Source organism: Nocardia sp. NPDC101769 (assembly GCF_044766925.1).
Taxonomy (GTDB): domain Bacteria; phylum Actinomycetota; class Actinomycetes; order Mycobacteriales; family Mycobacteriaceae; genus Nocardia.
In genome coordinates, this window is the sequence record NZ_JBIWMX010000004.1 from 160,484 (window position 1) to 183,785 (window position 23,302).

Below are 23,302 nucleotides of genomic sequence, written 5' to 3' on the forward strand. Positions count from 1 at the left end.
ACATGTACTATCCCTATTCATGATGATGGGTGAAGGCGTCGAATGGGGACTGCACTGCTGCACGGTGCTGGCCTGGCTCGACGATCACGCGCCGATCGCCACCGCCCGCCTGGCCGAGATCTTCGAACTGCCGCCCGAATACCTGAAGAAGCGGCTGCAACCGCTGGTGCGCGAGGGAATCCTCGACTCCACGCCCGGCGCACGCGGGGGCTACCGGTTGGCGCGCACACCCGAGCGCATCACGCTCATGGACGTGGTGGCCGCGGTCGAGGGACGCACGGAAGCCTTCCGCTGCACCGAGATTCGCCGCCGCGGGGCCGGAGCGACGCGGGCGAGTACGGAATTCGCCAAGCCGTGCGGCATCGCCCGGGCCATGGGGCGCGCCGAGCTGGCCTGGCGGCGCGAGCTGACCGCGCAGACCGTGGCCGACCTGATGGCCGACGCCCCGGCCAATGCCTCGGCCCACGCACGTAACTTCTATGAACGCGTGACCGCCTGAGCGGTCGCGTCGTCCGCGAGAAACCGACCCGGCCCCGTGCCGGGTTTTTTCGGAAGGAGATTCGGGATGAATAATATCCCGGTTTATGCCCGGCCGTCGACGGCTGAGGCCACCGCAGCGCCGAACGGGTTGCGGCGCACCCTGATCCTGGCGTTGGGCACCTTCGCCGTCGGCACCGACTCGTTCATCCTGGCCGGGTTCCTGCCGGACCTGGCCGGATCGCTGCGGGTGTCCACGGCGACCGCGGGCGCGGCGGTGACGGTGTTCGCGGCGGCCTATGCGCTGGGGTCACCGGTGCTGGCCACGATGACCGCGCGGCTGCCGCGCCGGGCGCTGCTGGTGTCGGCACTGCTGGTGCTCGCGCTGACGAATCTGGGATCGGCACTCGCACCGACGTTCTCGATCCTGCTGGCCACCCGGATCGTGGCCGCGCTGGGAGCGGCGGCGTTCACGCCCAATGCGGGCGCGGTGGCCGCGGCGCTGGTGTCGCCGCAGGCGCGCGGGCGGGCGCTGGCGGTGGTCGTCGGCGGCCTGACCATCGCGACCGCGCTGGGTGTGCCGCTGGGCGATCTACTGGGGCACTGGCTGGGCTGGCGGTCGGCGCTGACCGGGGTCGCGATCGTGTGCCTGCTGGCGGCGGCCGGTGTCGCGGCATGGGTGCCCGCGCTGCCCGGCAATCCCGCGGTCCCGCTGGCGAAACGGCTGGCGGTGCTGCGCAATCGGTCGGTCGCGGCCGTGCTGCCGCTGACCGTGCTGGGCATGGGGGCGGCGTATGTCGTGTACGCGTATGCTGTTCCGGCGTTGGGGGCCTTGGGAATCGGGGCCGCCACGACCGCGTGGATGCTGATGCTGTACGGCGTGGGCGCGGTGGCGGGCAACCTGTCGTCCGGTTACGCCACCGACCGCTTCGGCGCCGCGCGGGTGCTGACCGCCGGATACGCGGTGATGGCAGCGACCCTGGCGATCATGGGTGTGCTGGCGGCGACGGGCACCAGTGTTCCTGTCCTGGTCGGGCTGCTGGCCCTGGGCTGGGGTGCGGCCAGCTGGTGCCAGACGCCGGCCCAGCAGCACCGGCTCATCGCGGCCGCGCCGCGGGAGTCCGGACTGGTGGTGGCGTTGAACGCCTCCTGCATCTACGTCGGCATCGGCGCGGGGACCGCGCTCGGCGGCATCACCCTGGGGCATGGCGCGACGGTCATGTACGGCCTGGCCGCACTGCTCGCCGTGATCGCGCTCGGCTACCTGCGGTGCACCGCGCGAGCCGCGCGCTGACCGGCGGTGAGACTCGGCTCACGAAATACGTTCTTGCACGGGCTCGTTGATCTCGGTTACCGTAGTCGAGTTCTTTCCCGTCCGATCGGAGACATGCCGTTGCTCTTCTGAGGTGATCGCCGAGTGGCCCGCAATCGCGCGCCGCATTCGCTCACTCTCGGGAGGCCCGCATGTCAATGCCCGTTATTTCCATTTCCGATCTCACCTTCGCGTGGCCGGACGGCACCGGAGTCTTCGACGGTCTCGACGCCCAGCTCGGACCCGGTCACCTCGGCCTGGTCGGCAGCAATGGCGCGGGGAAGTCCACTCTCTTCCGCCTGATCACCGGCGAACTGCGCCCCGCGCGCGGTTCGGTGAGCATTCCGGGGCGGTTCGGGTACCTGCGTCAGGACCTCGGATTGGCCGCCGGGCAGCGGGTCGACGCGGTGCTCGGTCTGGCCGGGATCCGGAAAGCCCTGCACCGCATCGAATCCGGATCCGGTACCGACGCCGACTTCGAAACCGTGGGCACCGCCTGGGATATCGAGGAACGCGCCGTGGCACTGCTCGGACGGCTCGGATTGCATTACGTCGCAGGGGATGTCGCGCAGCTGGACCGGCGGCTCGACACCCTCTCCGGCGGCGAGACCGTGCTGCTGGGCCTGGTCGCCGAGCTGCTGCGTGAACCCGACGTCCTGCTGCTGGACGAACCGACCAACAACCTCGATCAGGTGGCGCGGCAACGCCTCTACGAGGTCGTCGGCCAGTTCCCCGGCACCGTGCTCACTGTCAGCCACGACCGCGAACTGCTCGACCGCGTGGACACCGTCGCCGAGCTGCGGCAGGGCGAGATCCGGCTCTTCGGCGGCAATTTCAGCGAGTACGAGCGGATCATCCAGCTCGAGCAGGACGCCGCCCGCGCGGCGATCCGGGAGGCCCGCAGCGATGTCCGCAAGCAGGCTCGCGAACTCGTCGAGGCCCGCATCAAACTCGATCGGCGGCAACGCTACGGGCAGAAGATGTGGGACCAGAAGCGCGAACCCAAGATCGTCATGGGGGAGCGCAAGCGGCAGGCCCAGGTCTCGGCGGGGAAGCTGCGCAACAACCACATCGGCAAGGTCGAGGAGGCCAAAGACCATCTGACCGACATGCAGGACCGGCTGCGCGACGACCGCGAGATCCGCGTCGACCTGCCGGATACGCGGCTCTATCCGGGCCAGGACGTGCTCCAACTGACCGAGGCGCGGCTGCCGTGCGGGCCGACGGTGACACTGAAAGTCAGTGGCCCCGAACGCATCGCGCTCACCGGACGCAACGGCATCGGCAAAACCACGCTGCTGCACCGCATCCGCGAGGAGTCGCCCAGGGTGCCCTGGCGCATGCTGCCGCAGCGCCTGGACGTCTTCGACGAATTGAAGTCGGTGTTCGAGAACGTGGCGGCCACCGCGCCGCACGCCTCGGCCGAACAGATCCGGGCCCAGCTGGCCCGGTTCCTGTTCCGCGGCACCGACGCCGATGTCGCGGCCGGCGCGCTCTCGGGCGGTGAGCGGTTGCGCGCGGCCCTGGCCATGTTGCTGCTGGCCGAACCCGCGCCCAAACTGCTGCTGCTCGACGAGCCGACCAACAACCTGGACCTGCCCAGCCTCGCCCACCTCGCCGAGGCGCTGGCGAGCTTCCAGGGCGCGCTGCTCGTGGTCAGTCACGACCCGCGGTTCCTCACCGAGATCGGGGTGACTCGGAGGCTGGAACTGACCCCGGACGGCCTGGTCGAGAGCGCGGGCGAACAATGAGCAGGGAGGTCCGGCCGACATCGGAACAATCCAGGTCCCATGCGGCCGCGAAACCGGGCCCCGACCGGGTATCGTTCATCGCTCCGGAGCCGTTCGGACCGGCGGTGATCGCCGTCCCGGTCGGGATCCGATTCCAGGACTAAAGTGGATGATCTGGGTGGTTGAACGGTCCGATATGGTTTTCCGATCGGGGCCGCGAGCGGAGGTGGCATGACACAGCATCTGGAGAAGGCGAACTCGGGGCAATCGCCCGAGGGTGAGTCCGCCACCCCATCGGCCAACGGGCAGTCCGCCGCTCGCAACACCACCGCCGTTCCCACCTCCGCATCACGTCGCGTCCGCGCGCGCCTGGCCCGCCGCATGACCGGGCAGCGCGGCATCGCCGCTGTCAAGCCGGTGCTCGAGCCCCTCGCCTCCGTGCACCGGGAGCTGTACCCGAAGGCGAATCTCGCTCTGCTGCAACGGGCCTTCGACGTCGCCGACGAGAAGCACGCCCACCAGTTCCGTAAGTCCGGCGACCCGTACATCACGCACCCGCTGGCCGTGGCCAACATCCTGGCCGAGCTGGGCATGGACACCACCACGCTGGTGGCCGCGCTGCTGCACGACACCGTCGAGGACACCGGGTACTCGCTCGACGAGCTGACCGCCGAATTCGGCACCGAGGTCGCCCATCTGGTCGACGGCGTCACCAAGCTGGACAAGGTCAACCTGGGCGCGGCCGCCGAGGCAGAGACCATCCGCAAGATGATCATCGCCATGGCCCGCGACCCCCGCGTGCTGGTGATCAAGGTCGCCGACCGGCTGCACAACATGCGCACCATGCGCTTCCTGCCGCCGGAGAAGCAGGCCAAGAAGGCCCGCGAAACCCTCGAGGTGATAGCGCCGCTGGCCCACCGGCTGGGTATGGCCACCGTCAAGTGGGAGCTGGAGGACCTCGCCTTCGCGATCCTGCACCCCAAGAAGTACGACGAGATCGTGCGGCTGGTCGCCGACCGCGCGCCCTCGCGCGACACCTATCTGGCCAAGGTGCGCGCCGAGATCGTGAACACCCTGGCGTCGAGCCGGATCAATGCCGTGGTCGAGGGCCGTCCGAAGCACTACTGGTCGATCTATCAGAAGATGATCGTCAAGGGTAAGGACTTCGACGACATCCACGACCTGGTCGGCATCCGCATCCTCTGCGACGAGGTGCGCGACTGCTATGCCGCGGTCGGTGTCGTGCACTCGCTGTGGCAGCCCATGGCCGGGCGGTTCAAGGACTACATCGCCCAGCCGCGCTACGGCGTCTACCAGTCACTGCACACCACCGTGGTCGGCCCGGACGGTAAGCCCCTGGAGGTGCAGATCCGCACCCAGGACATGCACCGGACCGCCGAGTTCGGCATCGCCGCGCACTGGCGGTACAAGGAGACCAAGGGCAAGCACTCCAACGACTCCACCGAAGTCGACGACATGGCGTGGATGCGTCAACTGCTCGACTGGCAGCGGGAGGCGGCCGACCCGGCCGAGTTCCTGGAGTCGCTGCGCTTCGACCTCAAATCGCCCGAGATCTTCGTGTTCACACCCAAGGGTGACGTGATCACCCTGCCGCAGAAGTCCACCCCGGTGGACTTCGCCTATGCCGTGCACACCGAGGTCGGCCACCGCTGCATCGGCGCGCGCGTCAACGGGCGGCTGGTCGCGCTGGAACGGCAGCTGGAGAACGGTGAGGTCGTCGAGATCTTCACCTCCAAGGCCCAGAACGCCGGACCCTCGCGGGACTGGCAGAACTTCGTGGTGTCCCCGCGTGCCAAGGCCAAGATCCGGCAGTGGTTCGCCAAGGAACGCCGCGAGGAGGCCCTCGAGGCGGGCAAGGACGCCATCAGCAAGGAGGTCCGGCGCTCGGGCCTGCCGCTGCAGCGTCTGATGAGCGTCGACGCCATGAGTGCGCTCGCCCACGAGCTGCACTACACCGACATCTCGGCGCTGTACGCGGCCGTCGGCGAGAACCAGGTGTCCGCGCACCACGTGGTGCAGCGGCTCATGGCCCAGCTCGGCGGCGTCAGCGATGTCGAGAACGAACTGGCCGAGCGGTCCACGCCGTCCACCGTGCCGGCGCGCCAGCGCACGACGGGCGATGCGGGCGTGGAGATTCCGGGCGCGCCCGGCACGGTCTCCAAGCTGGCCAAGTGCTGCACCCCGGTGCCAGGCGACGAGATCATGGGCTTCGTGACCCGCGGCGGTGCGGTCAGCGTGCACCGCACCGACTGCACCAACGCCGATTCGCTGCGCTCGGAACCGGAACGGATCATCGAGGTCAAATGGGCGCCGTCGCCCTCGTCGGTGTTCCTGGTGGCCATCCAGATCGAGGCCCTGGACCGCACCCGTCTGCTGTCGGATGTGACCAAGGTGCTGGCCGACGAGAAGGTCAACATCCTCTCGGCCGCGGTCACCACCTCCGGTGACCGGGTCGCCATCTCCAAATTCACCTTCGAGATGGGCGACCCCAAGCACCTCGGCCACCTGCTCAACGTGGTTCGCAATGTGGAAGGCGTCTACGACGTCTACCGCGTGACCTCGGCCGCCTGATCCCGTCCCCGGCGAAAGCCGGTGGGGGACGGGTCGGTTGGTGCGCGGCAGCGGCCGGGTGGAGCAGCGGAACGCGCCGCCGAACAGTCGCGACACCTGGGTAGGAGATCGATATGTCGACGGGCAAGCGCGTCAAACTCGCCCTGGGTAGTGGCGGCGCACGCGGATACGCGCACATCGGCGTGATCGCCGAGCTCCGGGAGCGCGGCTACGAGATCGTCGGCGTGGCCGGATCGTCGATGGGGGCGGTCGTCGGCGGACTGTTCGCGGCCGGCAGGCTCGACGAATTCACATCCTGGGCAACCACTCTCGGCCAGTTCGAGGTGGCGCGGCTGCTGGATCCGGCGTTCAGTGAACCGGGCGTGATCCGCGCGGGCAAGGTCCTCGACCGGATCCGCGAGATGCTCGGCGACCTGCGCATCGAGGACCTGCCCATCCCGTATGTCGCGGTGGCCACCGATATGACGACCGGCCGGTCGACCTGGTTCCAGGCCGGTGAGCTCGATGCCGCGATCCGGGCCTCGATCGCCATTCCCGGATTCATCACCCCGGTGCTCGTCGACGGGCACGTGCTGGTGGACGGCGGTGTACTCGATCCGCTGCCGGTAGTGGCGACCATGGCGCTGGGACCCGCCGACATGACCATCGGCGTCGACCTCTCGGGCGCGCCGGACCCGGCCTACGACCGCGCGCAACCGCGCACGAACTGGTTCACCCAGTGGTGGAGGTCCTCGGCGCAGCGGCTGGGCGGGGCACGCACCCCGGTCGAGGAGGCAGTAGCGCAGCCCCCGGCGCTGAGCAGCATCCGCGCCACCGATGTCGCCCAGCGGGCCATCGATCTCATGCTGGCCGCGCTCACCCGCCAGCATCTGGCCGCGCACCCGCCGGACCTGGTGATCGAGGTGCCGCAGAACATCTGCGGCACCATGGATTTCCATCGCGCCACCCCGATCATCGAGCAGGGGCGGTTGCTGGCGGCCCAGGCGCTCGACGCCCTGCCCGACTGAATGATTGCCCGGCGGTCGCGGGTACGATCGGCGCGAACCGGACCGGCCCGCGCGGCCGGTCGTCACCCGTAGGAAGGGCCCCGTACCAGCATGAAGTTCGAGAATGTCACCGTCACCAAGCGCGCCAACGTCTACTTCGATGGCAAGTGTGTGAGCCACAACATCGAACTGGCCGACGGCACCAGCAAGTCGATCGGTGTCATCCTCCCCGCCACCCTGACCTTCAACACGGGCGCGCCGGAGATCATGGAACTGCTCGAGGGCCAGTGCAACGTCACCCTTGCCGGCGAGTCCGAGGCCGTCACCTACAAGGGCGGCGAGTCGTTCTCCGTGCCGGGCAACTCCAGCTTCCAGATCGAGGTCGTCGAGCCGGTCCACTACGTCTGCCACTTCGGCTGAGTTCCGAACCCCTGTGGCCCGGTCGCGCGAATGTGACCGGGCCACAGCCATTTCCGGCTCCGGCGTGGTACGCATGGGGTATGACGACCCTGGGAGTGGTGTTCCGGCCGCAGCAACCGCCCGAGCGGCTGCGGGACGTGGTGCGGGCGGCGGACGAGTCGGGACTCGACGAGCTGTGGCTGTGGGAGGACTGCTTCCTGGAGGGCGGGATCGCCACGGCCGCGGCGACGCTCGCGTGGAGTGAGCGGGTGCGGGTCGGGGTGGGGGTGCTGCCGGTGCCGCTGCGCAATGTCGCGGTCACCGCGATGGAGCTGGCGACGCTGGAGCGGATGTTCCCCGGGCGGGGGATCTGGGGTGTGGGACACGGGGTTCAGGACTGGATGGGCCAGGTGGGGGAGCGGGTCGCCTCGCCGATCACCCTGCTGCGCGAATACCTCGATGCGCTGCGGGCGTTGCTGGCCGGGCAGCGAATCACGGTGAAGGGCAGGTATGTCCGGCTCGACGACGTCGCGCTGGACTGGCCGCCGGCCGCCGCACCGTCGATCCTGGCCGCCGCGACCGGGCCCCGGACGCTGAGTTTGGTGGGGGAGGCGGCTGACGGGGTGATCCTCACCAGCTCCACACCCGCCGACGGGATCCGGACGGCCGCCGGGATCGTGCGGGCCGCGCGACCCGAAGCGCTTGCGGCACAGCCGTATCCGATTGTCGTATACCTGCTGGCGGCGACCGGTCCCGATGCCGCGGAGCGGGTGGCCGCGGACCTGCGCGGGCAGGACCGCGACGGTATCCCCGATATCGGTGTCGCGGGAGACGCTCGGGCCATCGCCGATACCGTGCTCCGGTGGGTGGAGGCAGGCGCCACCAGCGTGGTCCTGCAGCCCACCGCCGACGAACCGGACCCGGTCGGCTTCGTCCGTTTCGCCGCCGAGCAGGTCAGGCCCCTCGTTTCCTGAGGCGGCCGAAGGCTTTCCGCACGGTCTAGCGCAGGTCGCGGAAGAATTCCCGGATGTCGCCGACCAACAGCTCGGGTTCCTCCATGGCCGCGAAATGCCCGCCGCGATCCACGTCGACCCAGCGGGTGATGGTGTTGGACTGCTCGCAGTAGCGGCGGATGCAGACATCGTGCGCGAACGCGATGACACCGGTCGGCACACCGGAATTCACGGCGGGCACACCCCTTTCCCCGCTGTTCGCGTACCCGACGTAGGCGGCCGACCCGGCGGTGCCGGTGAGCCAGTAGAGCATGACGGTGGTGAGCAGGCGGTCACGGTCGATGATCTTGTCGGGATCGACGCCGCGTGGGTGCGTCCACTCCCGGAACTTGTCCATGATCCAGGCCAGCTGGCCGACCGGCGAATCCACCAGCCCGTACGCCAGGGCCTGGGGCCGCGTGGACTGAATCGCGATGTAGCCGAACTCCTCTCGCATGAATGCCTGGATGCGACGCACCCGGTCCCGCTCCAGGTCGGTGAGCTCGTCGAGATCATTCGCCGCCGAGGGCGGGGGCAGGTTGGGGCCGCCGTTGACGTGGACGCCGATCACCCGATCCGGCGCCGTGCGCGCCACCTCGGGGCTGACCGCGCCGCCGATATCGCCGCCCTGCACGCCGTAGCGCTGATAGCCGAGCCGGTTCATGAGTTCCGCCCACACCCGGCCGATGCGGCCCCGCGTCCAGCCGGTGTCACTGACCGGACCGGAGAACCCGAACCCGGGCAGCGAGGGAATGACCAGGTGGAAGGCATCGCCCGGGTCGCCGCCGTGGGCGCGCGGATCGGTCAGCGGGCCGATGACGTCGAGGAAGTCGGCGATCGAACCGGGCCAGCCGTGGGTGAGCAGCAGCGGCACCGCGTCCGGTTCGGCGGAGCGGATGTGCAGGAAGTGGATGCGCTGTCCCTCGATCTCGGTGTGGAACTGCGGGTACCGATTGAGCTCGGCTTCGGCGGCGCGCCAGTCGTATCCGGTGCGCCAGTGGTCGAGCAGCGCGCGCAGCCAGTGCACCGGGACGCCGGTGTCCCAGTCGTCGCCGGGCAGCGGGTCGGGCAGGCGCGCGGCGTCGAGACGCCGGCGCAGGTCGTCGAGCTGCTCGGCGGGGATGTCGATGCGGAAGGGCGTGATCTGTTCGGTCATGAGAACCACGGTAGGAGGCAGTTAGGACAGTTTCTGCCCTAGCTGTGCGGCAGAATCGATTTCATGTTGGAAACCTCCGCCCGGCTGCTGCGCCTGCTGTCGCTGCTGCAGACCCCGCGCGAGTGGAGTGGCGCGGAGCTGGCCGCACAGCTCGCGGTCGATGTGCGCACCGTGCGCCGGGATATCGACAAGCTGCGCGTGCTCGGCTATCCCGTCGACGCCACCGCCGGCGCGGCCGGGTATCGGCTGGGTGCGGGCGCGCAGCTGCCGCCGCTGCTGCTCGACGACGAGGAGGCCGTCGCCGTGGCCATGGGATTGCGCACCGCGGCGGGCGGGACCATCGCGGGCATCGAGGAGAGCTCGCTGCGGGCGCTGGCCAAACTCGAGCAGGTGCTGCCGTCGCGTTTGCGGCATCGGGTGACGACGCTGCAGGCCGCGACCGTGGCCGTGCCGGCGGGCGGCCCGCGCGTCGACCCGGACACTCTGAATGCGATCGCCGCCGCCATTCGCGATCAGCATCGCCTGCGGTTCGACTACCGCACCCACACGGGTGAAACATCCTGCCGGACAACCGAACCGCATCGCCTGGTGCACATCGGCCGCCGCTGGTATCTGACCGGCTGGGATGTGGACCGCGAGGATTGGCGCACCTACCGGGTGGACCGCCTCACCCCGCGCATCCCGACCGGCCCGCGCTTCACGCCCCGCGCCGCGCCCGACGCCGCCGATCAGGTCTCCCGGGGAGTGACCACCGCGCCCTATCGCTATCGGGCTCGTATCACGCTGCTGACCTCCGCCGAGCGGGCCGCCGAGGTGATCGCGCCGACCGTCGGCGTGCTCGAGGCCGTCGACCCCGACACCTGCGTCCTGCACACCGGCGCGGATTCGCTCGACGCCATCGCCGTCCACGTGGCGGGTTTCGGTTTCGAGTTCCGGGTCCTCGAGCCCCCGGAATTGGCTGCGCGCCTACGTGAGCTGGCTACCCGGTTGCACCGGGCGGCGGGCTGATCTGCGCGTACGCGCGGGGTCGCGCGGTATCTCCGCATCCCGGACCAGGATTCGGGGATCTTGTCGAGAGGGGTTGTGTGCTGGGTGAGTTCAGCCCGCCAGGGCTGTGCGGGTGGCGGAACGGATGGCGGCCGTGACGGCTTCGGGCTGCTCCAGCATCATGAGGTGACCGCAGGCGGGGAGTTCGATGGCCTCGGACGGGCACAGGGTGGTGTTGAGGCGGGCGCCCGCGGCGGCGGACAGGATGCGGTTCTTGGCGCCCCAGACGGTGGTGATGGGCGGGAATCCGGGGCCGGGCCGGAAGTCGTCGAGGACGGCCAGTTTCGGCAGGTCACGTGCGATGGCAGCGGGTGGGAGCAGGCGCCGGGGTTCGCTCCAGCGGTGGCGCAGACCGGTGAAGGCGGAGGAGCCCATGCCGCGGCCGCGTGGGCCGAGCTGTTCGCGGACAACGAGATTCGCGGCGAAACCGGGCAGCCGGATCGCGCCCGCGACGGAGTCGAGCGGGAGCAGCGCGGCCGCGCGCGCGGTCCACCCGGTGGGCGTGGGCCGCAGGGTGGCGGCGGTCAGGGGGCTGCACAGCACCAAGGCGCGCACATTCTGCGGATTGCGGCGCGTGTACAGCAGCGACAGCGCGCTGCCGAAACAGTTGCCGACCATCGTGACATTGGTGAGCCCGTGGGCGTCGATGAACTCCGACACCATGCGCACGTAGTTGTCGACGGTGTACCCGTCCGCGGGCGAGTCGGAGTCGCCGTAGCCGAACAGATCCAGCGCGTACACGGTGTTGGTGACCGCCAGCGCCCGCGTCTGGTTCGCCCAGATGCGCCGGTCACCGCCGATATTGTGCAGAAACAGGATCGGATCCCCGGATCCGGCGCTTTCGTAGGCGACGGATACGCCGTGATAGTCGAACTCCGGCATCGGGCGCTCTCCTCATTGAGTAGCGGTGCTGCACTGCGTCTGCGGCCTCGAGGGCCGTCAGCACCGACTCACCCTCGCGCGGTACCAGCCATGCTAGCCGGTACCGCGCGTAACACAAGTTTTTGAGGGAAGCGTCCGAGCGCTGGTCAGCGGGTGGATCCGGCGATCACCTCCTCGCTGCGGATCCAGGATTTCAGTTCGGTCATACCGGTGTCGCGATCCATTACGGGCCGGTATCCGAAATCGCGGGTGGCCGCGGAGGTGTCGTAGGTGCCCGAGCGGGTCATCACCGCCACCGAGTACCGCGAGAGCGGAGGTGTCCAGTGTTCGGCGAGATACGGTACCCGCCTGAGGTTTTCGATCACCGACACCACCAGCGCCACCACGCGCGGATCGAGCCTGCGGCCCGGCCGCGGATAGCCGAGGTCCGCGGCGACGTCACCGAGGAACCCCCACACGTCGGTCCGCTCCGCATCGGCGATGAAGTACGGCTTGCCGCCGACATTATCGCTGGCAGCGGCCCTGACCGCGGCCTCGGCGATATTGTCGACATGGCACAGCGAGGCGTACACCTCACGCCCGGCCGACAGATCCGGCAGGGTCCCGGCCGCCGCCCGTACGAGCAGCCGCACAATGGGCCCGGACCGGTCGCCCGCACCCCAGATGGCCCGCGGCCGCAGCGCGCAGGTGGTGAATCCGGGCGTATTCGCCTTCAGCACCAGGCGTTCGGCGGCGGCCTTGGTCTCGCAGTAGTGGTTGAGGTAGCGGCGGGGATACGGAACCGACTCGTCGACATCGATCTGGTCGCCGCCGTCACGGTCCATGAGCGCGCTCGGACTCGAGATGAACACGAACCGCTGCGCGCCGGCCGCCCGGGCAGCGGCCAGCAATCGCGAGGTGGCGGCGGTGTTCTCGGTCCAGAAGCGGGCGCGGGTGCCGCGCTCGTCCACGCGGGCGGCGCTGTGGAACACGACATCGACCCCGGCGACGGCGCGTTCCAGCGAGTCGGGATCGCCGAGATCGCCCACCACCCGCTCCACGCGGTCCAGCACCGGGGCCAGGTCCCGCAGATTGCTGGTGCGCCGCACCAGAATCGCCACCGCGTGGTCCCCGTCGCGCACCAGCCGGCGCGTGAGCGCGCCGCCCAGGAATCCGGAGGCCCCCGTCACCAATGCCTTCACGATGCTGCTGCTTTCACGATGCCTCCAGAAGTGTGCGGTCGCGTCGCCGAGTGCGGCCGAGGAGCGGTGCCAGCGCCGCGGTGTCCCAGCCGATCCGGCTGGCCAGCTCGTCGGCGGCCATGCCGACGGGTATGCGGGTGGCCGGGTCCGCGGCGCACAGTGCCGCGTCGGCCCACCACAGCAGCCGCAGCGCCGGATTCGACGGGGCGCGTCCGGCCACCGCGGCGATCAGCCCGGCCAGCAGATACAGCCGGGCGGCGATCCCGGCCAGGAAATACAATCGCGCGATCAGCGGAACCATCTGCGGCGCCGGGCTGCTCATGCCGCGGCCCTACCCGTCGACCTGCTTGGCCGCCCAGACCGCCAGCTTCTCGCGGCCGATCTTGGCGTTGTGGCGGATGTCGACCGGGAACCGCGGATGGAACAGGAACTCCGCCACCGGCTTGGTGATGTCGAATTCGTCGCGCCGCCCTCGCAATCGGTCCTCGACCGCGGCCCGGTCGGCCCCGGGCGCGAGCTCCACGCACAGCACCGGCTGCTGGTCCCCCCGCGCGCCCACGCCCACCAGTGCGGTGCGGGCGACGCCCTCGACGGTGTTGAACACCTGCTCGACCTGCACGGTGAACATGGGCCCGCTCGCCGTCTCGAGCCGCTGACTCTTGCGCCCGCAGAAGCGGATTCGCCCAGCGTCGTCGATCCAGGCCAGGTCTCCGGTGCGATGCCAGATCACCTCGCCCTCGGCGATCTTGCCGGTCCGGTTGGCCGCCTGCGGCCAGAAGTAGCGGGGGCTGACATTCGGCCCGGACACCACCAGCTCGCCGATCCCGCGCGACGCCGCCAGGTCGGCCGCCAGTGCCTCCGCGTCCGACCAGTCCGGCAGTGGATCGTCGGTGATGGCGATGATGCGCGCCCGCACGTGGAGCGCGGGTGCGCCCACGCACACCCCGTGCCCGGTGTGCGCCTGCTCCACCAGATCGCCCAGCAGCTCGCGGGATTCGATGGTCGCCATGGGCAGCGCCTCGGTCGCGCCGTAGCCGGAGTACACCTTGGCCGGCTCGGGCAGCACCTGCCGCAGCGCCGCGATGCACCAGTCCGGGACGGGCGCTCCGCCGGAGTAGATGCTCTGGATGCTCGGCAGGGACGCCCCGGTCTGCTCGATGTGCCGCAGGAGTGGGATCAGCACGGCGGGGGAGGCGAACATGGTCTTCACCTCGTACCGCTGCACCGCGTCGACCACGTGCGCCGGATCGGTCGCCCCGACCTTGGAGGGAATCAGGGGCGGTAGCACGCACCGGGATCCGAGCAGCAGCTCCAGGATGCCCGCCACCGGCGCGGTGATGAGCGAGGTGCCCGGCGCGACGTGCTCGCGCGCGGTGTCCACCTGGTCGATCATGGCGCTGAGATTGCCGTGGGTGAGCACCACCGCCTTGGCGGGCCCGGTGCTGCCGGTGGTGTAGGCGATCAGCAGTGGTTCGTCATCGGGCGCGGGCTCGCGTTCGGGCAGCGTGGAAGCCGGTGTGCGGCCCCAGCTTTCGAGGGTGGGCCGCTGCCACCACGAGCGCCCGACCGTGACCGCCATCCGTACCTTGCGGAAATAGGCGCGGAACACGATGCGCAGCGCCTGCGCCTCGGTGACGCCGACGAAGGCCTCGGCGTCGGCGGCCTGCAGGCAGCGCAGCATCTTGAACACGCCCATGCCCGGGTCGATCACCACCGGCACCGCGCCGATCTTGAACAGCCCGTAGAGGACGGCGTACAGCTCGGGTCCCGGCCGCACCAGCACGATGGTGCGCGCGCCGCGGGTGACGCCGGCCTCGGCGAACCGCTCGGCAATCGTGTCCGACCACGCATCGAGTTCGGCGTAGGTGAGATGGCGGTAATCGGGCAGGCCGTCCCGATTCCTACCGTCGGCATAGATCACCGCCTCCCGTTCGGGATGGGCGGCGACGATGTCGCTGAAACGATCGAGAGCGCGCCAATAAATGGTGGGCAAGGAATGCGACACACTTCCCCCAGTGAATTGTCGAGGAATGCGAGGAATGTATCGGTGAGGCTACACGGGGTGATGTCGGACCGCTAGACGTGGCGCTCCGTATTCGTTTGATATACAACGGTTTTAGTGTGTCTCCGGGTACCGACACCGGTTCCTCGAAACCCCCTATTCCACCCCTACGGGGTGACGGCGCGACCATTCGCCGATCGGCGTGCGCACCACTTTCTTCCAGCGATTACGTCACGAAAAATGATCGAGCGCACTGTGATTGCCGAGGCTCCTGTGGCGCTCGTCTACCGGTGGGTACGGTAGCTTTTCACTTGGCATCGGGGCTACGGGATATCAGCGGGGCCGGCTCGGGGGACACCGAATTGCGGCCGCCGCAGCCACATTCGACCGGACGCACTCAGTCCAGAGAGCAGGGGGCCACATGCGTACACGCTTCGAATCGATCGGTGCGTACACACCCACGACCATCCGTTCCACCGAGGACGTGATCAACAGCCTTTCGGTACCCAGGGCATTGGACCTGGAACGAATTACCGGAATCAAGAACCGGCGCGTGCACAATAGCGATCCGGAGAATTACGAATCGTCGTTCGCGCTGGCGCGCAACGCCATCGAGGACTGCCTCGCGCGCTCCGGCTACGACGCCGCGGACCTGGACGTCATCATCTCGGTGTCGATCACTCGCTTCACCGCGCCCGGGCAGTACTGCTTCGCACCGTCTTTCGCCGCCCAGCTGGGTGCGGCCATCGGCGCGGGCCGGGCACTGCACTTCGATCTGTCCAATGCCTGCGCGGGCATGATCACCGGCGTGCTGGTACTGGACCGCATGATCAAGTCCGGTGTGGTGCGCCGCGGCCTGGTGGTCAGCGGCGAGCAGATCACCCCCATCGCCGAGACCGCGACCCGCGAGATCTCCCAGCCCTACGACCCGCAGTTCGCCGCCCTCACCGTGGGCGACGCGGCCGTGGCCGTGGTGGTCGACGACCAGGGCGACGACGCGGACGAGATCCACTACATCGAGCTCATGACCACCTCGGCCGGTGCCGAGCACTGCATCGGCATGCCCAGCGACAAGACCACCGGCATCGCCATGTACACCGACAACCGCGCCCTGGCCAGCGAATCCCGCTTCCTGCAGGGCATTTCGCGCATGGCCGACTTCCTGCTGGAGACCGGCCGGGCCTGGGAGAGCGAGAAGTACGACTACTGGATCCACCACCAGTTCAGCGGGCCCGCCATCGACTACATCAGCTCGCTCACCGAGCGGCACTTCGACACCCCGATGCCGCAGACGCTCAATGTCTACGCCGAATACGGCAATACCGCGTCCACCTCGCACTTCCTGGTGCTGCGCGAACACCTGGCGCAGGGCCGGATTCCGCGCGGCTCCAAGGTGCTGCTGATCCCCGAGGCGTCCGGCGTGGTCTCCGGGCACCTCGCCGCGACCATCTCCCGGCTGGAGGCCTGAATCCATGAGCACCGCAATCGTTTCCGCGGCCGTCTGCACCGACGCCGACACCGGCAGCTACTTCGAGCTGGCCGCCCGCGCGGGCGCGCAGGCGCTGGCGGCCGCGGAGGTCTCGGCCGACCGGGTCGGCCTGGTGGTCAACGCCGGGGTGTTCCGGGACAGCAATATCGCCGAGCCCGCGGTGGCCGCGCTGATCCAGAAGCGCCTCGAGGTGGGCCTGGAGTACGCGACCGGGCGGGTGCCCGCATTCTCCTTCGACCTGCTCAACGGCGGCACCGGCGTGGTGCACGCGCTCATGGCCGCCCAGTGCTTCACCGGTCTCGGCGATGTCGAGTACGCGCTCATCGTGGCCGGCGATACCCACCCGTCCACCGAGCGCGACCGCGAGGACTTCCCTTACGCCGCCGGCGGTGCGGCCATCCTGCTGCATTCCTCCGACAGCGCGGGCGGTTTCGGCCGCATCTACACCACCGAGACTCCGGGCGTGCTCGCCCCGACCGCGTGGGCCGACCTGGAGGCGGCGGGCACCGGCGGCCGCACCGCGCTGACCGTGTGCACCGAGACCGGGGACCCGCTCGCGCTGGCCGAGACCGCGGTGCGCGAATGCCTCGCCGGTGAAGGACTGGAGCCCAGCGACTTCGCCACCGGCGGCGCGGTGCTGCTGGCCCCGGCCCCAGTCCCCGGCTTCCGGGAGCGGGTGGCCTACCGGGTCGGGGTGCCCTCGGCCGCGGTCGCCGGGATCGACCCGTTCGTCGGCAACCCGTATTCCGCGGGCCCGGTGCACGCGTATCTGAGCGCGGCCACCCAGGGCATGCTCGACGAGGCGCGCGCGGTGGTGTTCCTGGCGGTGGACGACACGTCGGCGGCCGCCCTGGTCTATCGCCCGCAGGCGCTCGCCACCACCTCTTGGGCGAATGTGAAATACACTGTTTGACAGTACATTTCGAAACCGTTGTGCCCCGGCTGATCCTGGGCGCCCGCGCGCCCTCGCTGCAACGATGCCGCTCCAGCACACCGAAGCTCGCCGTGCCACGTCTGTCAGTCGGGCGCATCCCGATCGGTGAAAGGGACGTCAGATGGCATGGTCGGTCGCACGGGACCGAGGGGAGACGCCGGTGGGGGCCGGCGGCAGGACGAGCTGTGCGGTCGCCGGCCGGGCGAGCGCGGCGGACGCGGAGCGGCTGCGGGTCGCGCGCGCGGTGGCGGTGCTGGGGGCCGCTGCCGGGGTGGGCCGGGTGGCGGCGCTGCTGAACACGGAACTCGACGAGACCCGTGCGGTGGTCTCGGAATTGGCGGCGGCCGGGCTGATCGTGGGGGAGTGCCGCCCGCACCCGGAGCTGGCGGCCCCGGTGCTGCGGGACCTGCCCGACGAGGATCGGCGCGCCCTGCACACCGGGGCGGCCGAACTGCTGTTCCGGGAGGGCTTGCCCGCGGCCACGGTGGCGCGGCACCTGGTCGAGGCGGGCGACGCGCGCGGCTCGTGGGCGGCGCAGGTGCTCCTGGAGGCCGCCGACCGCGCCTTCGACGCCGACGAATTGGACAGCGCCGGAACCTATCTGGAGCTGGCCTATCGGGCCAGCAGACGCGCCGACGAGCGGGCCGCCATCGCGACCCGGCTGGTGGCGGTGGATTGGCGGATCAACCCGTCGTGCCGCACCCGCAATTTCGGCCGGCTCAAGGCCGCCCTGCGCACCGGGCGGGTGCCGTATCCGGAGCTACCCATGACCGTGCTGCAGATGCTGTGGCACGGTCATGTGCTGCACGCCGATCACGCGCTGGCCCAGCTGCGCCGCAGCGGCGACCCGGCGGCGGCCGATCGGGTCGAATTCGTCGGTGCGTGGCTGCGCTACACGCATCCGGTGCAGGCGCAACGGCATCCGTGGCTGGCTCGCGCCCGCCCCGGTCCGGAATCGCCGTCCCCGGACCGTGATTCACCCCACCGGCAGGCGGCCGCGCTGCTGGCGGGACTGTGGGCGCAGCGCTCGCCCGCCGAGACCGCCGCCGCGGCCCAGCGCATCCTGGCACACCACCGGTTGACCCCCGCCACCGTCGAGGTGCTGGTGGCGGCGGTCGACTGCCTGCTGCATACCGATCGCCTCGACGCCGCCGACGCCTGGTGTACCGCCCTGCTGGCCGAGGCCACCGCGCGCCGCGCCCCGACCTGGCAGGCGCTGTTCGCCTCGGCGCGCGCGGAGACGCTGCTGCGCAAGGGAAATCCGGTCGAGGCGGGCGGGCACGCACTGGCGGCACTCAATCTGCTGCCCGCCGAACAGCTCGGGGTGTGGCTGGGCCGGGCGGTCGCGGTGCTGGTGCGCGCGCTCACCGCACAGGGCAGGCACGCCGAGGCCGCCGCACAGCTGGAGCGGCCGATGCCGCGCGCCATGTTCGAATCCCGTTTCGCACTGGGCTATCTGCGCGCCTGCGGCGAGCACTGCCTGGCCACCGGCCGGCCCGAGGAGGCGCTGCGGCATTTCCGCCGGTGCGGGCGGCTGATGGACGAGTGGGGCATGGACTTCGCCTGGCTGGCGCCGTGGCGCAATGACCTGGCCGCGGCCGGCCTGGTGTCCGGGCAGCAGCGGCAGGTGCGGAATCTGGTCACCCGGCACCTCGACCTGATCGGCGGGGCCGAGCAGCACCACACCGGCGGGGTGTCGCTGCGCCTGCTCGCCGCGACCAGCGATCCGCTCCGGCGGGTGACGCTGCTGCGCCGGTCAGCGGCGCTGGCCCGCTCGGGTGGCGACGAACTCGAATTGGCCACGGTGCTGGCCGATCTCGGGAACGCCTACCGGGCACTGGGGGAGGCGGACCGGGCCCGGCCCCCGCTGCGGGAGGCGGCGCGGCTGGCCGAGACCTGCGGGGCCGAACCGCTTCTGGCCCGACTGCAGGTAGACCCGGTACGGGCCGCGAGAGAGACCCTGGGCGACAACGGTTTCGACGCCTTGAGCCCGGCCGAACGGCGGGTGGCCGAACTGGCCGCGCTCGGTCAGCGCAATCGCGATATCGCCGACGCCCTGAACATCACCACCAGCACAGTGGAGCAGCACCTGACCCGGGTGTACCGCAAACTCGCGGTCGCCCGCCGCACCGAACTGCGGTTCGCGCTGGCGTCCCGGACCGAGACGAGCGCGCGGACCGCTGCCGGATAACCGTCGGCCGAAAGAGGATTGGCATGATCGCGTATCCAACCGGGGCGCCGCGGCCGCCGCGGGAGGACCATCCGCCGCTGCCCGAGCACGACCCGTTCTACCGGGGTCCGCGCGGACTCGACCTGGTCGTGCCCGGGGCCGTCCTGCGTTCGCGTCCGGTGGAACTCGCACTGCTGGGCCGCATTCCGCAGCGCGTCACCGCCACCCAGCTGCTGTACCGCAGCACCGACCTGCACGGCCGTGCCGAGGCGGCGGTCACCACGGTGCTGCTGCCCTCCGGTGCGGACCCGGCGGCCGACCGGCCGATCATCTCCTTTCAGTGCGCCATCGACGCCGTCGCCTCGAAATGCCTGCCGTCGTACGCGTTCCGTCGCGGCGCGCGGGCGCTGGGCTCGGTTCCGCAGTTCGAGCTGCTGCTCATCGAGCACGCCCTGACCCGCGGCTGGGCGGCGTCGGTGCCCGACCATACCGGGACCGCGGGCCGGTTCGGGGCTCCGCGCGAGCCCGGCCACCGCACCCTGGACGGCCTGCGCGCCACCCTGAATTTCCTGGCGCGGCCCGGTGATTCGCCGGTGGCGCTGTGGGGGTACTCGGGTGGCGGACTGGCCACGGTGTGGGCCGCCGAGCTCGCGGCGAGCTATGCGCCGGAGCTGAATATCCTTGCCGCGGTGCTGGGTTCGCCGGTGGGAAACCTCGAATCTACCTTCTTCCGGCTCAACGGCTCGGCCTTCGGCGGGCTGGCCACCCTGTGCCTGGCCGGACTGCGCCGCACCTACCCGGCCCTGGACAGCACCCTGCGCGAGCACCTCGACGCCGCGTCCCTCGACCTCCTCGAGCGTGCCGAAACCAGCGCCACCATTCCACTCCTGCTGCGCAGCGGCCGGTCCCGGCTCCAGGATCGCGAGGGTTCGGACCTGGCCACGCTGCGGACCCTGCCGCAGGTGCGGGCCGTCCTCGCCGATGTCGAACCGGGTGTGCGACCGCCGCGGTTCCCGGTGCTCGCGGTGCAGGGCGTGCACGATCTGATCATTCCGTGCGGCAATGTGGATCGGCTGGTCGATCGCTACCGGGCCGAGGGCACGTGGGTTCGCTATCTGCGCGATGTGCTGGGCGGTCACGCGAGCCTGGGTCTGCTGGCGGCGCCCCTGTGCGAGAACTGGCTCGCCGATCGATTCGCCGGTCGCCCGCTCCCGGCCGGAACCACGCAAACCGTAGCCTCCCTGGCACTTTCGATCCCCGCGCTCCGCGGCTACCTGGGTCTGGCGTCGATCCTGGCGAGAGCGGTGGCGGCCCGGCCGATGCGCGCCGCACCACCCGCGCGGACCCCCGCGCAGCCGGGCGCGCCGGAGGCGGACATCGCGCACGCACTGCCGATCAGCTGACGCGCTCTCCGTCCCAGCCCGCCGAAGTCGAGGTCGGGCATCGATTCCCCTGAACGCCCGCGACCAGCTGATTCGGCTCCTATCGTGGATGGATCCGGAAGGGGTCGCCATGACGGCAACCGACAAGATCCTCATCATCGGCGGACTGCTGACCCTCACCTATGGGGCCCTGCTGGGATATCCGATGATCGCGCTGCGCATGCGCGAGGGGAACCCGCCCACGCCCCGCTATCTGACCGTCACCCATGTCGGCTCGGTCATCCAGGGCGTCATCCTGTTCGGTCTGGTGTGGGCCGCTCGCCTGTCCGATCTGTCCAGCGGCTGGAACATCACCGCCGCCTGGCTGGTCGTCGCCAGCGGCATCTTCATCGCCGCCAAGGACACCATCAACTGGCTCACCGGCGTCGGCGACGAGTTCGCCGACAAGGCCCGCACCGCGCCGCTCGGCCTGGCCGGTGCGGTGACCATGACGGTGGGCCTGGTCATCTTCATCGTGGGTGACCTGGCCGCGCTCTGAGGCACGACCGTGGCGAGGCACTACCGCAGCGAATCGGCCTTGCTGATCCAGCCCACCACCGCCCGGGTCAGGAAGGGTGGGGACAGGCGGGTGGCGAGGCTGGTGAGTTTGGTCTGCAGGCCGACCAGGACGTGCGGTCCGGACAGCGGCCGGCGTCCGGTTGCGGTGTGCCACACCGCTTCCGCCACGTCGTCCGGGGTGAGGTGGACGCCGAGGACGGTCGCGGACTTCGAGCCGCGGCTCACCTCGGTCATCATGTCGGTCGCGACGAACAGGGGCAGCAGGTCGCTGACCGTGATGCCGTAGTGCCGCCATTCGAGGTCGAGGGCCTCGGTCAGGCTGCGCACCGCGGCCTTGGTCGCGCCGTAGGTCGCCAGGCCGGGTTGGCCGTAGAGCGCCGAGGCCGACGCCAGGTTGATGACCCGGCTGCCGGAGGTGCGGCGCAGATAGGGGAGGGCGGCGTGGCAGCCATTGAGGACGCCCTTGATGTTCACGTCCACGAGACGGTGCTGGCGTTCCACCGGGATCTCGCCGAAGGGGCCGGATACGAGAACGCCCGCATTGTTGACCAGCAGGTCCAGCCGCCCGGTCGCGTCGTCGAAGTCCTTCAGGGCCCGGTCCCAGCCCACCGGGTCGGTGACATCGAAGGCCCCCGTCACGGTCCGCCCGCCGATCTCGGCGGCGGTGCGGGCGACCGCGTCGGCGTCGATGTCGTACAGGCCAACGGTCCAGCCCTCCCGGGCGAACCGCGCGGCGATGGCGCGGCCGATACCGGCGGCCGCCCCGGTGACGAGGATCGCGGGCCGGGACGCGGGCTGAGAAGCATTGGCGGGCTGGGACATCGGAGCCTCTCGGATCGGAGGGTCGGGACCGCCGGTGCGATCAGGCGGCGCTGCGGCCGATGCGACCGGGATCGATCATCGCACGGTGGAAGTCGGCCGCGTCACGGGCGGCGTCCCGGCCGTCCGCGAGCAGGTCCGCACCCAGGTGAATGAGGGTGTGCGGGGCGCTCGGCCGCACCTGCAGACGCAGCGGGACACCCGCCGCCTCGGCCCGTTTCGCCACCGCCAGCGCGTCGGCGAGCAGCATCTCGCGGGAGCCGACCTGCAGCAGAATCGGTGGCAGGCCGGTGAAATCGTGGTTCACCACCGACCAGCTCGGATCCAGCTCGCCGTCCACGGCGATACCGCGGCGCACCACCATGTCCGGGCCGACCGCGGGCAGCACCGCGTCGTAGCGGGCATTGGGATGCGCGAGGCGGGCGGCGGAGTCGAAATCCGCCCACGGCGAGGTCACCGACAGTGCCACGGGCAGCGGCAGACCCAGCTCGCGCAGTGTCAGCGCCAACCGCAGCGCGAGTCCGCCGCCCGCGGAATCGCCCGCGACGACGATCTTCTCGGGCGGGAACCCCTCGGCCAGCAGGTGCCGGTAGGCGGTGAGCGCGTCGTCGAGGCTTTCGTTGGGATGGGCGTCGGGCAGCTGCCGATAGTCGACGGTCAGCACCGGCAGCTCGCTCAGCGCGGCCAGGCGGGCGGTGTGGCGGCGGTAGCTGTGGAGACCGCCCGCGATGAACGCGCCACCGTGCAGGTACAGGATCGCGGCGCCGCGGTCCACCCGTGGATCGGGAACCGGTGTGCTCCACAGCCATTCGGCGTCGCAGTGCTCGAACCGCACCGGTTCGCGGCGGGTGCCGCGCGGGGTGCCGAGCACCCGGGCGGGCTGTTCGGACAGCCGCGTCATCCGGAACACCAGGTGCGCGGGGCGCGGGCCCAGATCGGCGACCCAGGCTCCGGCGCGCAGGAACTGCTGCAGGGTGGTGCGCAGCACCGGATGGGCGAGCCTGGTCCCGATGCGCGCCGGCCGGATCGTCTCCACGATCACCGATGAGACGGGGTCCGAGGTCTGCGGCGTCGCCACGGGCGCTCCTGTCCGCGCCCCGAAACACCGGGCGCTGCTGAGACAACGATGTCAGTTCTGGCCAAGGGCCGTTCAACATCTTGACGGTGAATTCGCGGATTGTCATGTCCGAGAAT

General features: G+C 70.3%; 20 protein-coding genes. 13 read left to right on the forward strand and 7 right to left on the reverse strand.

The window, feature by feature from the left end:
- The first annotated feature begins 19 nt into the window (after positions 1-19).
- The 7 genes from ACIRRA_RS09305 to ACIRRA_RS09335 all read left to right on the forward strand — a co-directional run bounded on the left by ACIRRA_RS09305 (position 20) and on the right by ACIRRA_RS09335 (position 8,470).
- Entirely contained in the window at positions 20-499 is a 480-nt protein-coding gene (locus tag ACIRRA_RS09305; protein ID WP_402765258.1) for an RrF2 family transcriptional regulator, read from the forward strand.
- Between the two features lie 66 nt (positions 500-565).
- Entirely contained in the window at positions 566-1,771 is a 1,206-nt protein-coding gene (locus ACIRRA_RS09310; RefSeq protein WP_402765261.1) for an MFS transporter, read from the forward strand.
- A 170-nt stretch (positions 1,772-1,941) separates the two neighbouring features.
- On the forward strand, positions 1,942-3,540 hold the full coding sequence (locus ACIRRA_RS09315) for an ABC-F family ATP-binding cassette domain-containing protein (RefSeq protein WP_402765263.1): 1,599 nt from the start codon (positions 1,942-1,944) through the stop codon (positions 3,538-3,540).
- Positions 3,541-3,750: 210 nt separating this feature from the next.
- The gene (locus tag ACIRRA_RS09320) at positions 3,751-6,111 is read left to right on the forward strand and encodes a RelA/SpoT family protein (RefSeq protein WP_357008088.1); all 2,361 of its coding nucleotides are present in this window, start codon (positions 3,751-3,753) and stop codon (positions 6,109-6,111) included.
- Between the two features lie 113 nt (positions 6,112-6,224).
- On the forward strand, positions 6,225-7,118 hold the full coding sequence (locus tag ACIRRA_RS09325) for a patatin-like phospholipase family protein (RefSeq protein WP_402765267.1): 894 nt from the start codon (positions 6,225-6,227) through the stop codon (positions 7,116-7,118).
- A gap of 90 nt (positions 7,119-7,208) precedes the next feature.
- Positions 7,209-7,517 (forward strand): pyrimidine/purine nucleoside phosphorylase, encoded by a 309-nt coding sequence (locus ACIRRA_RS09330; protein ID WP_354837226.1) that lies wholly within the window; start codon positions 7,209-7,211, stop codon positions 7,515-7,517.
- Between the two features lie 80 nt (positions 7,518-7,597).
- The gene (locus ACIRRA_RS09335) at positions 7,598-8,470 is read left to right on the forward strand and encodes an LLM class flavin-dependent oxidoreductase (RefSeq protein ID WP_402765271.1); all 873 of its coding nucleotides are present in this window, start codon (positions 7,598-7,600) and stop codon (positions 8,468-8,470) included.
- A 25-nt stretch (positions 8,471-8,495) separates the two neighbouring features.
- On the opposite strand, the gene ACIRRA_RS09340 is transcribed toward ACIRRA_RS09335, so the two are convergent.
- Positions 8,496-9,644, reverse strand: coding sequence for an epoxide hydrolase family protein (locus ACIRRA_RS09340; protein ID WP_402765274.1), 1,149 nt, complete (start codon positions 9,642-9,644; stop codon positions 8,496-8,498).
- Between the two features lie 63 nt (positions 9,645-9,707).
- Between ACIRRA_RS09340 and ACIRRA_RS09345 the strand changes: the two genes are divergently transcribed.
- A complete protein-coding gene (locus ACIRRA_RS09345; RefSeq protein WP_402765277.1) occupies positions 9,708-10,652 on the forward strand; it encodes a helix-turn-helix transcriptional regulator in 945 nt (314 codons plus the stop codon).
- Between the two features lie 90 nt (positions 10,653-10,742).
- Here the strand turns inward: ACIRRA_RS09345 and ACIRRA_RS09350 are convergent, their stop codons facing one another.
- From ACIRRA_RS09350 to ACIRRA_RS09365, 4 genes are all read right to left on the reverse strand, one after another.
- Entirely contained in the window at positions 10,743-11,573 is an 831-nt protein-coding gene (locus ACIRRA_RS09350; protein ID WP_402765279.1) for an alpha/beta fold hydrolase, read from the reverse strand.
- Between the two features lie 146 nt (positions 11,574-11,719).
- On the reverse strand, positions 11,720-12,754 hold the full coding sequence (locus ACIRRA_RS09355; protein WP_402765281.1) for an NAD-dependent epimerase/dehydratase family protein: 1,035 nt from the start codon (positions 12,752-12,754) through the stop codon (positions 11,720-11,722).
- A 13-nt stretch (positions 12,755-12,767) separates the two neighbouring features.
- Positions 12,768-13,076 carry a hypothetical protein gene (locus ACIRRA_RS09360; protein WP_402765284.1) on the reverse strand — a complete coding sequence of 103 codons (309 nt, stop codon included), beginning with the start codon at positions 13,074-13,076 and terminating at the stop codon, positions 12,768-12,770.
- Between the two features lie 9 nt (positions 13,077-13,085).
- Positions 13,086-14,747, reverse strand: coding sequence for a fatty acid CoA ligase family protein (locus ACIRRA_RS09365; protein ID WP_402765287.1), 1,662 nt, complete (start codon positions 14,745-14,747; stop codon positions 13,086-13,088).
- A 430-nt stretch (positions 14,748-15,177) separates the two neighbouring features.
- Between ACIRRA_RS09365 and ACIRRA_RS09370 the strand changes: the two genes are divergently transcribed.
- From ACIRRA_RS09370 to ACIRRA_RS09390, 5 genes are all read left to right on the forward strand, one after another.
- Positions 15,178-16,224, forward strand: coding sequence for a 3-oxoacyl-ACP synthase III family protein (locus ACIRRA_RS09370; RefSeq protein ID WP_402765290.1), 1,047 nt, complete (start codon positions 15,178-15,180; stop codon positions 16,222-16,224).
- Positions 16,225-16,228: 4 nt separating this feature from the next.
- Entirely contained in the window at positions 16,229-17,158 is a 930-nt protein-coding gene (locus ACIRRA_RS09375) for a hypothetical protein (protein WP_402765293.1), read from the forward strand.
- Positions 17,159-17,300: 142 nt separating this feature from the next.
- Positions 17,301-19,370 carry a LuxR C-terminal-related transcriptional regulator gene (locus ACIRRA_RS09380; RefSeq protein ID WP_402765295.1) on the forward strand — a complete coding sequence of 690 codons (2,070 nt, stop codon included), beginning with the start codon at positions 17,301-17,303 and terminating at the stop codon, positions 19,368-19,370.
- Positions 19,371-19,393: 23 nt separating this feature from the next.
- Entirely contained in the window at positions 19,394-20,752 is a 1,359-nt protein-coding gene (locus ACIRRA_RS09385; RefSeq protein WP_402765297.1) for a lipase family protein, read from the forward strand.
- A gap of 109 nt (positions 20,753-20,861) precedes the next feature.
- Positions 20,862-21,269, forward strand: coding sequence for a hypothetical protein (locus ACIRRA_RS09390; RefSeq protein WP_402765300.1), 408 nt, complete (start codon positions 20,862-20,864; stop codon positions 21,267-21,269).
- A 20-nt stretch (positions 21,270-21,289) separates the two neighbouring features.
- Here the strand turns inward: ACIRRA_RS09390 and ACIRRA_RS09395 are convergent, their stop codons facing one another.
- Positions 21,290-22,111 (reverse strand): SDR family oxidoreductase, encoded by an 822-nt coding sequence (locus tag ACIRRA_RS09395; protein ID WP_402765303.1) that lies wholly within the window; start codon positions 22,109-22,111, stop codon positions 21,290-21,292.
- Between the two features lie 40 nt (positions 22,112-22,151).
- The gene (locus ACIRRA_RS09400; RefSeq protein ID WP_402765306.1) at positions 22,152-23,186 is read right to left on the reverse strand and encodes an alpha/beta hydrolase; all 1,035 of its coding nucleotides are present in this window, start codon (positions 23,184-23,186) and stop codon (positions 22,152-22,154) included.
- Positions 23,187-23,302: the final 116 nt, after the last annotated feature.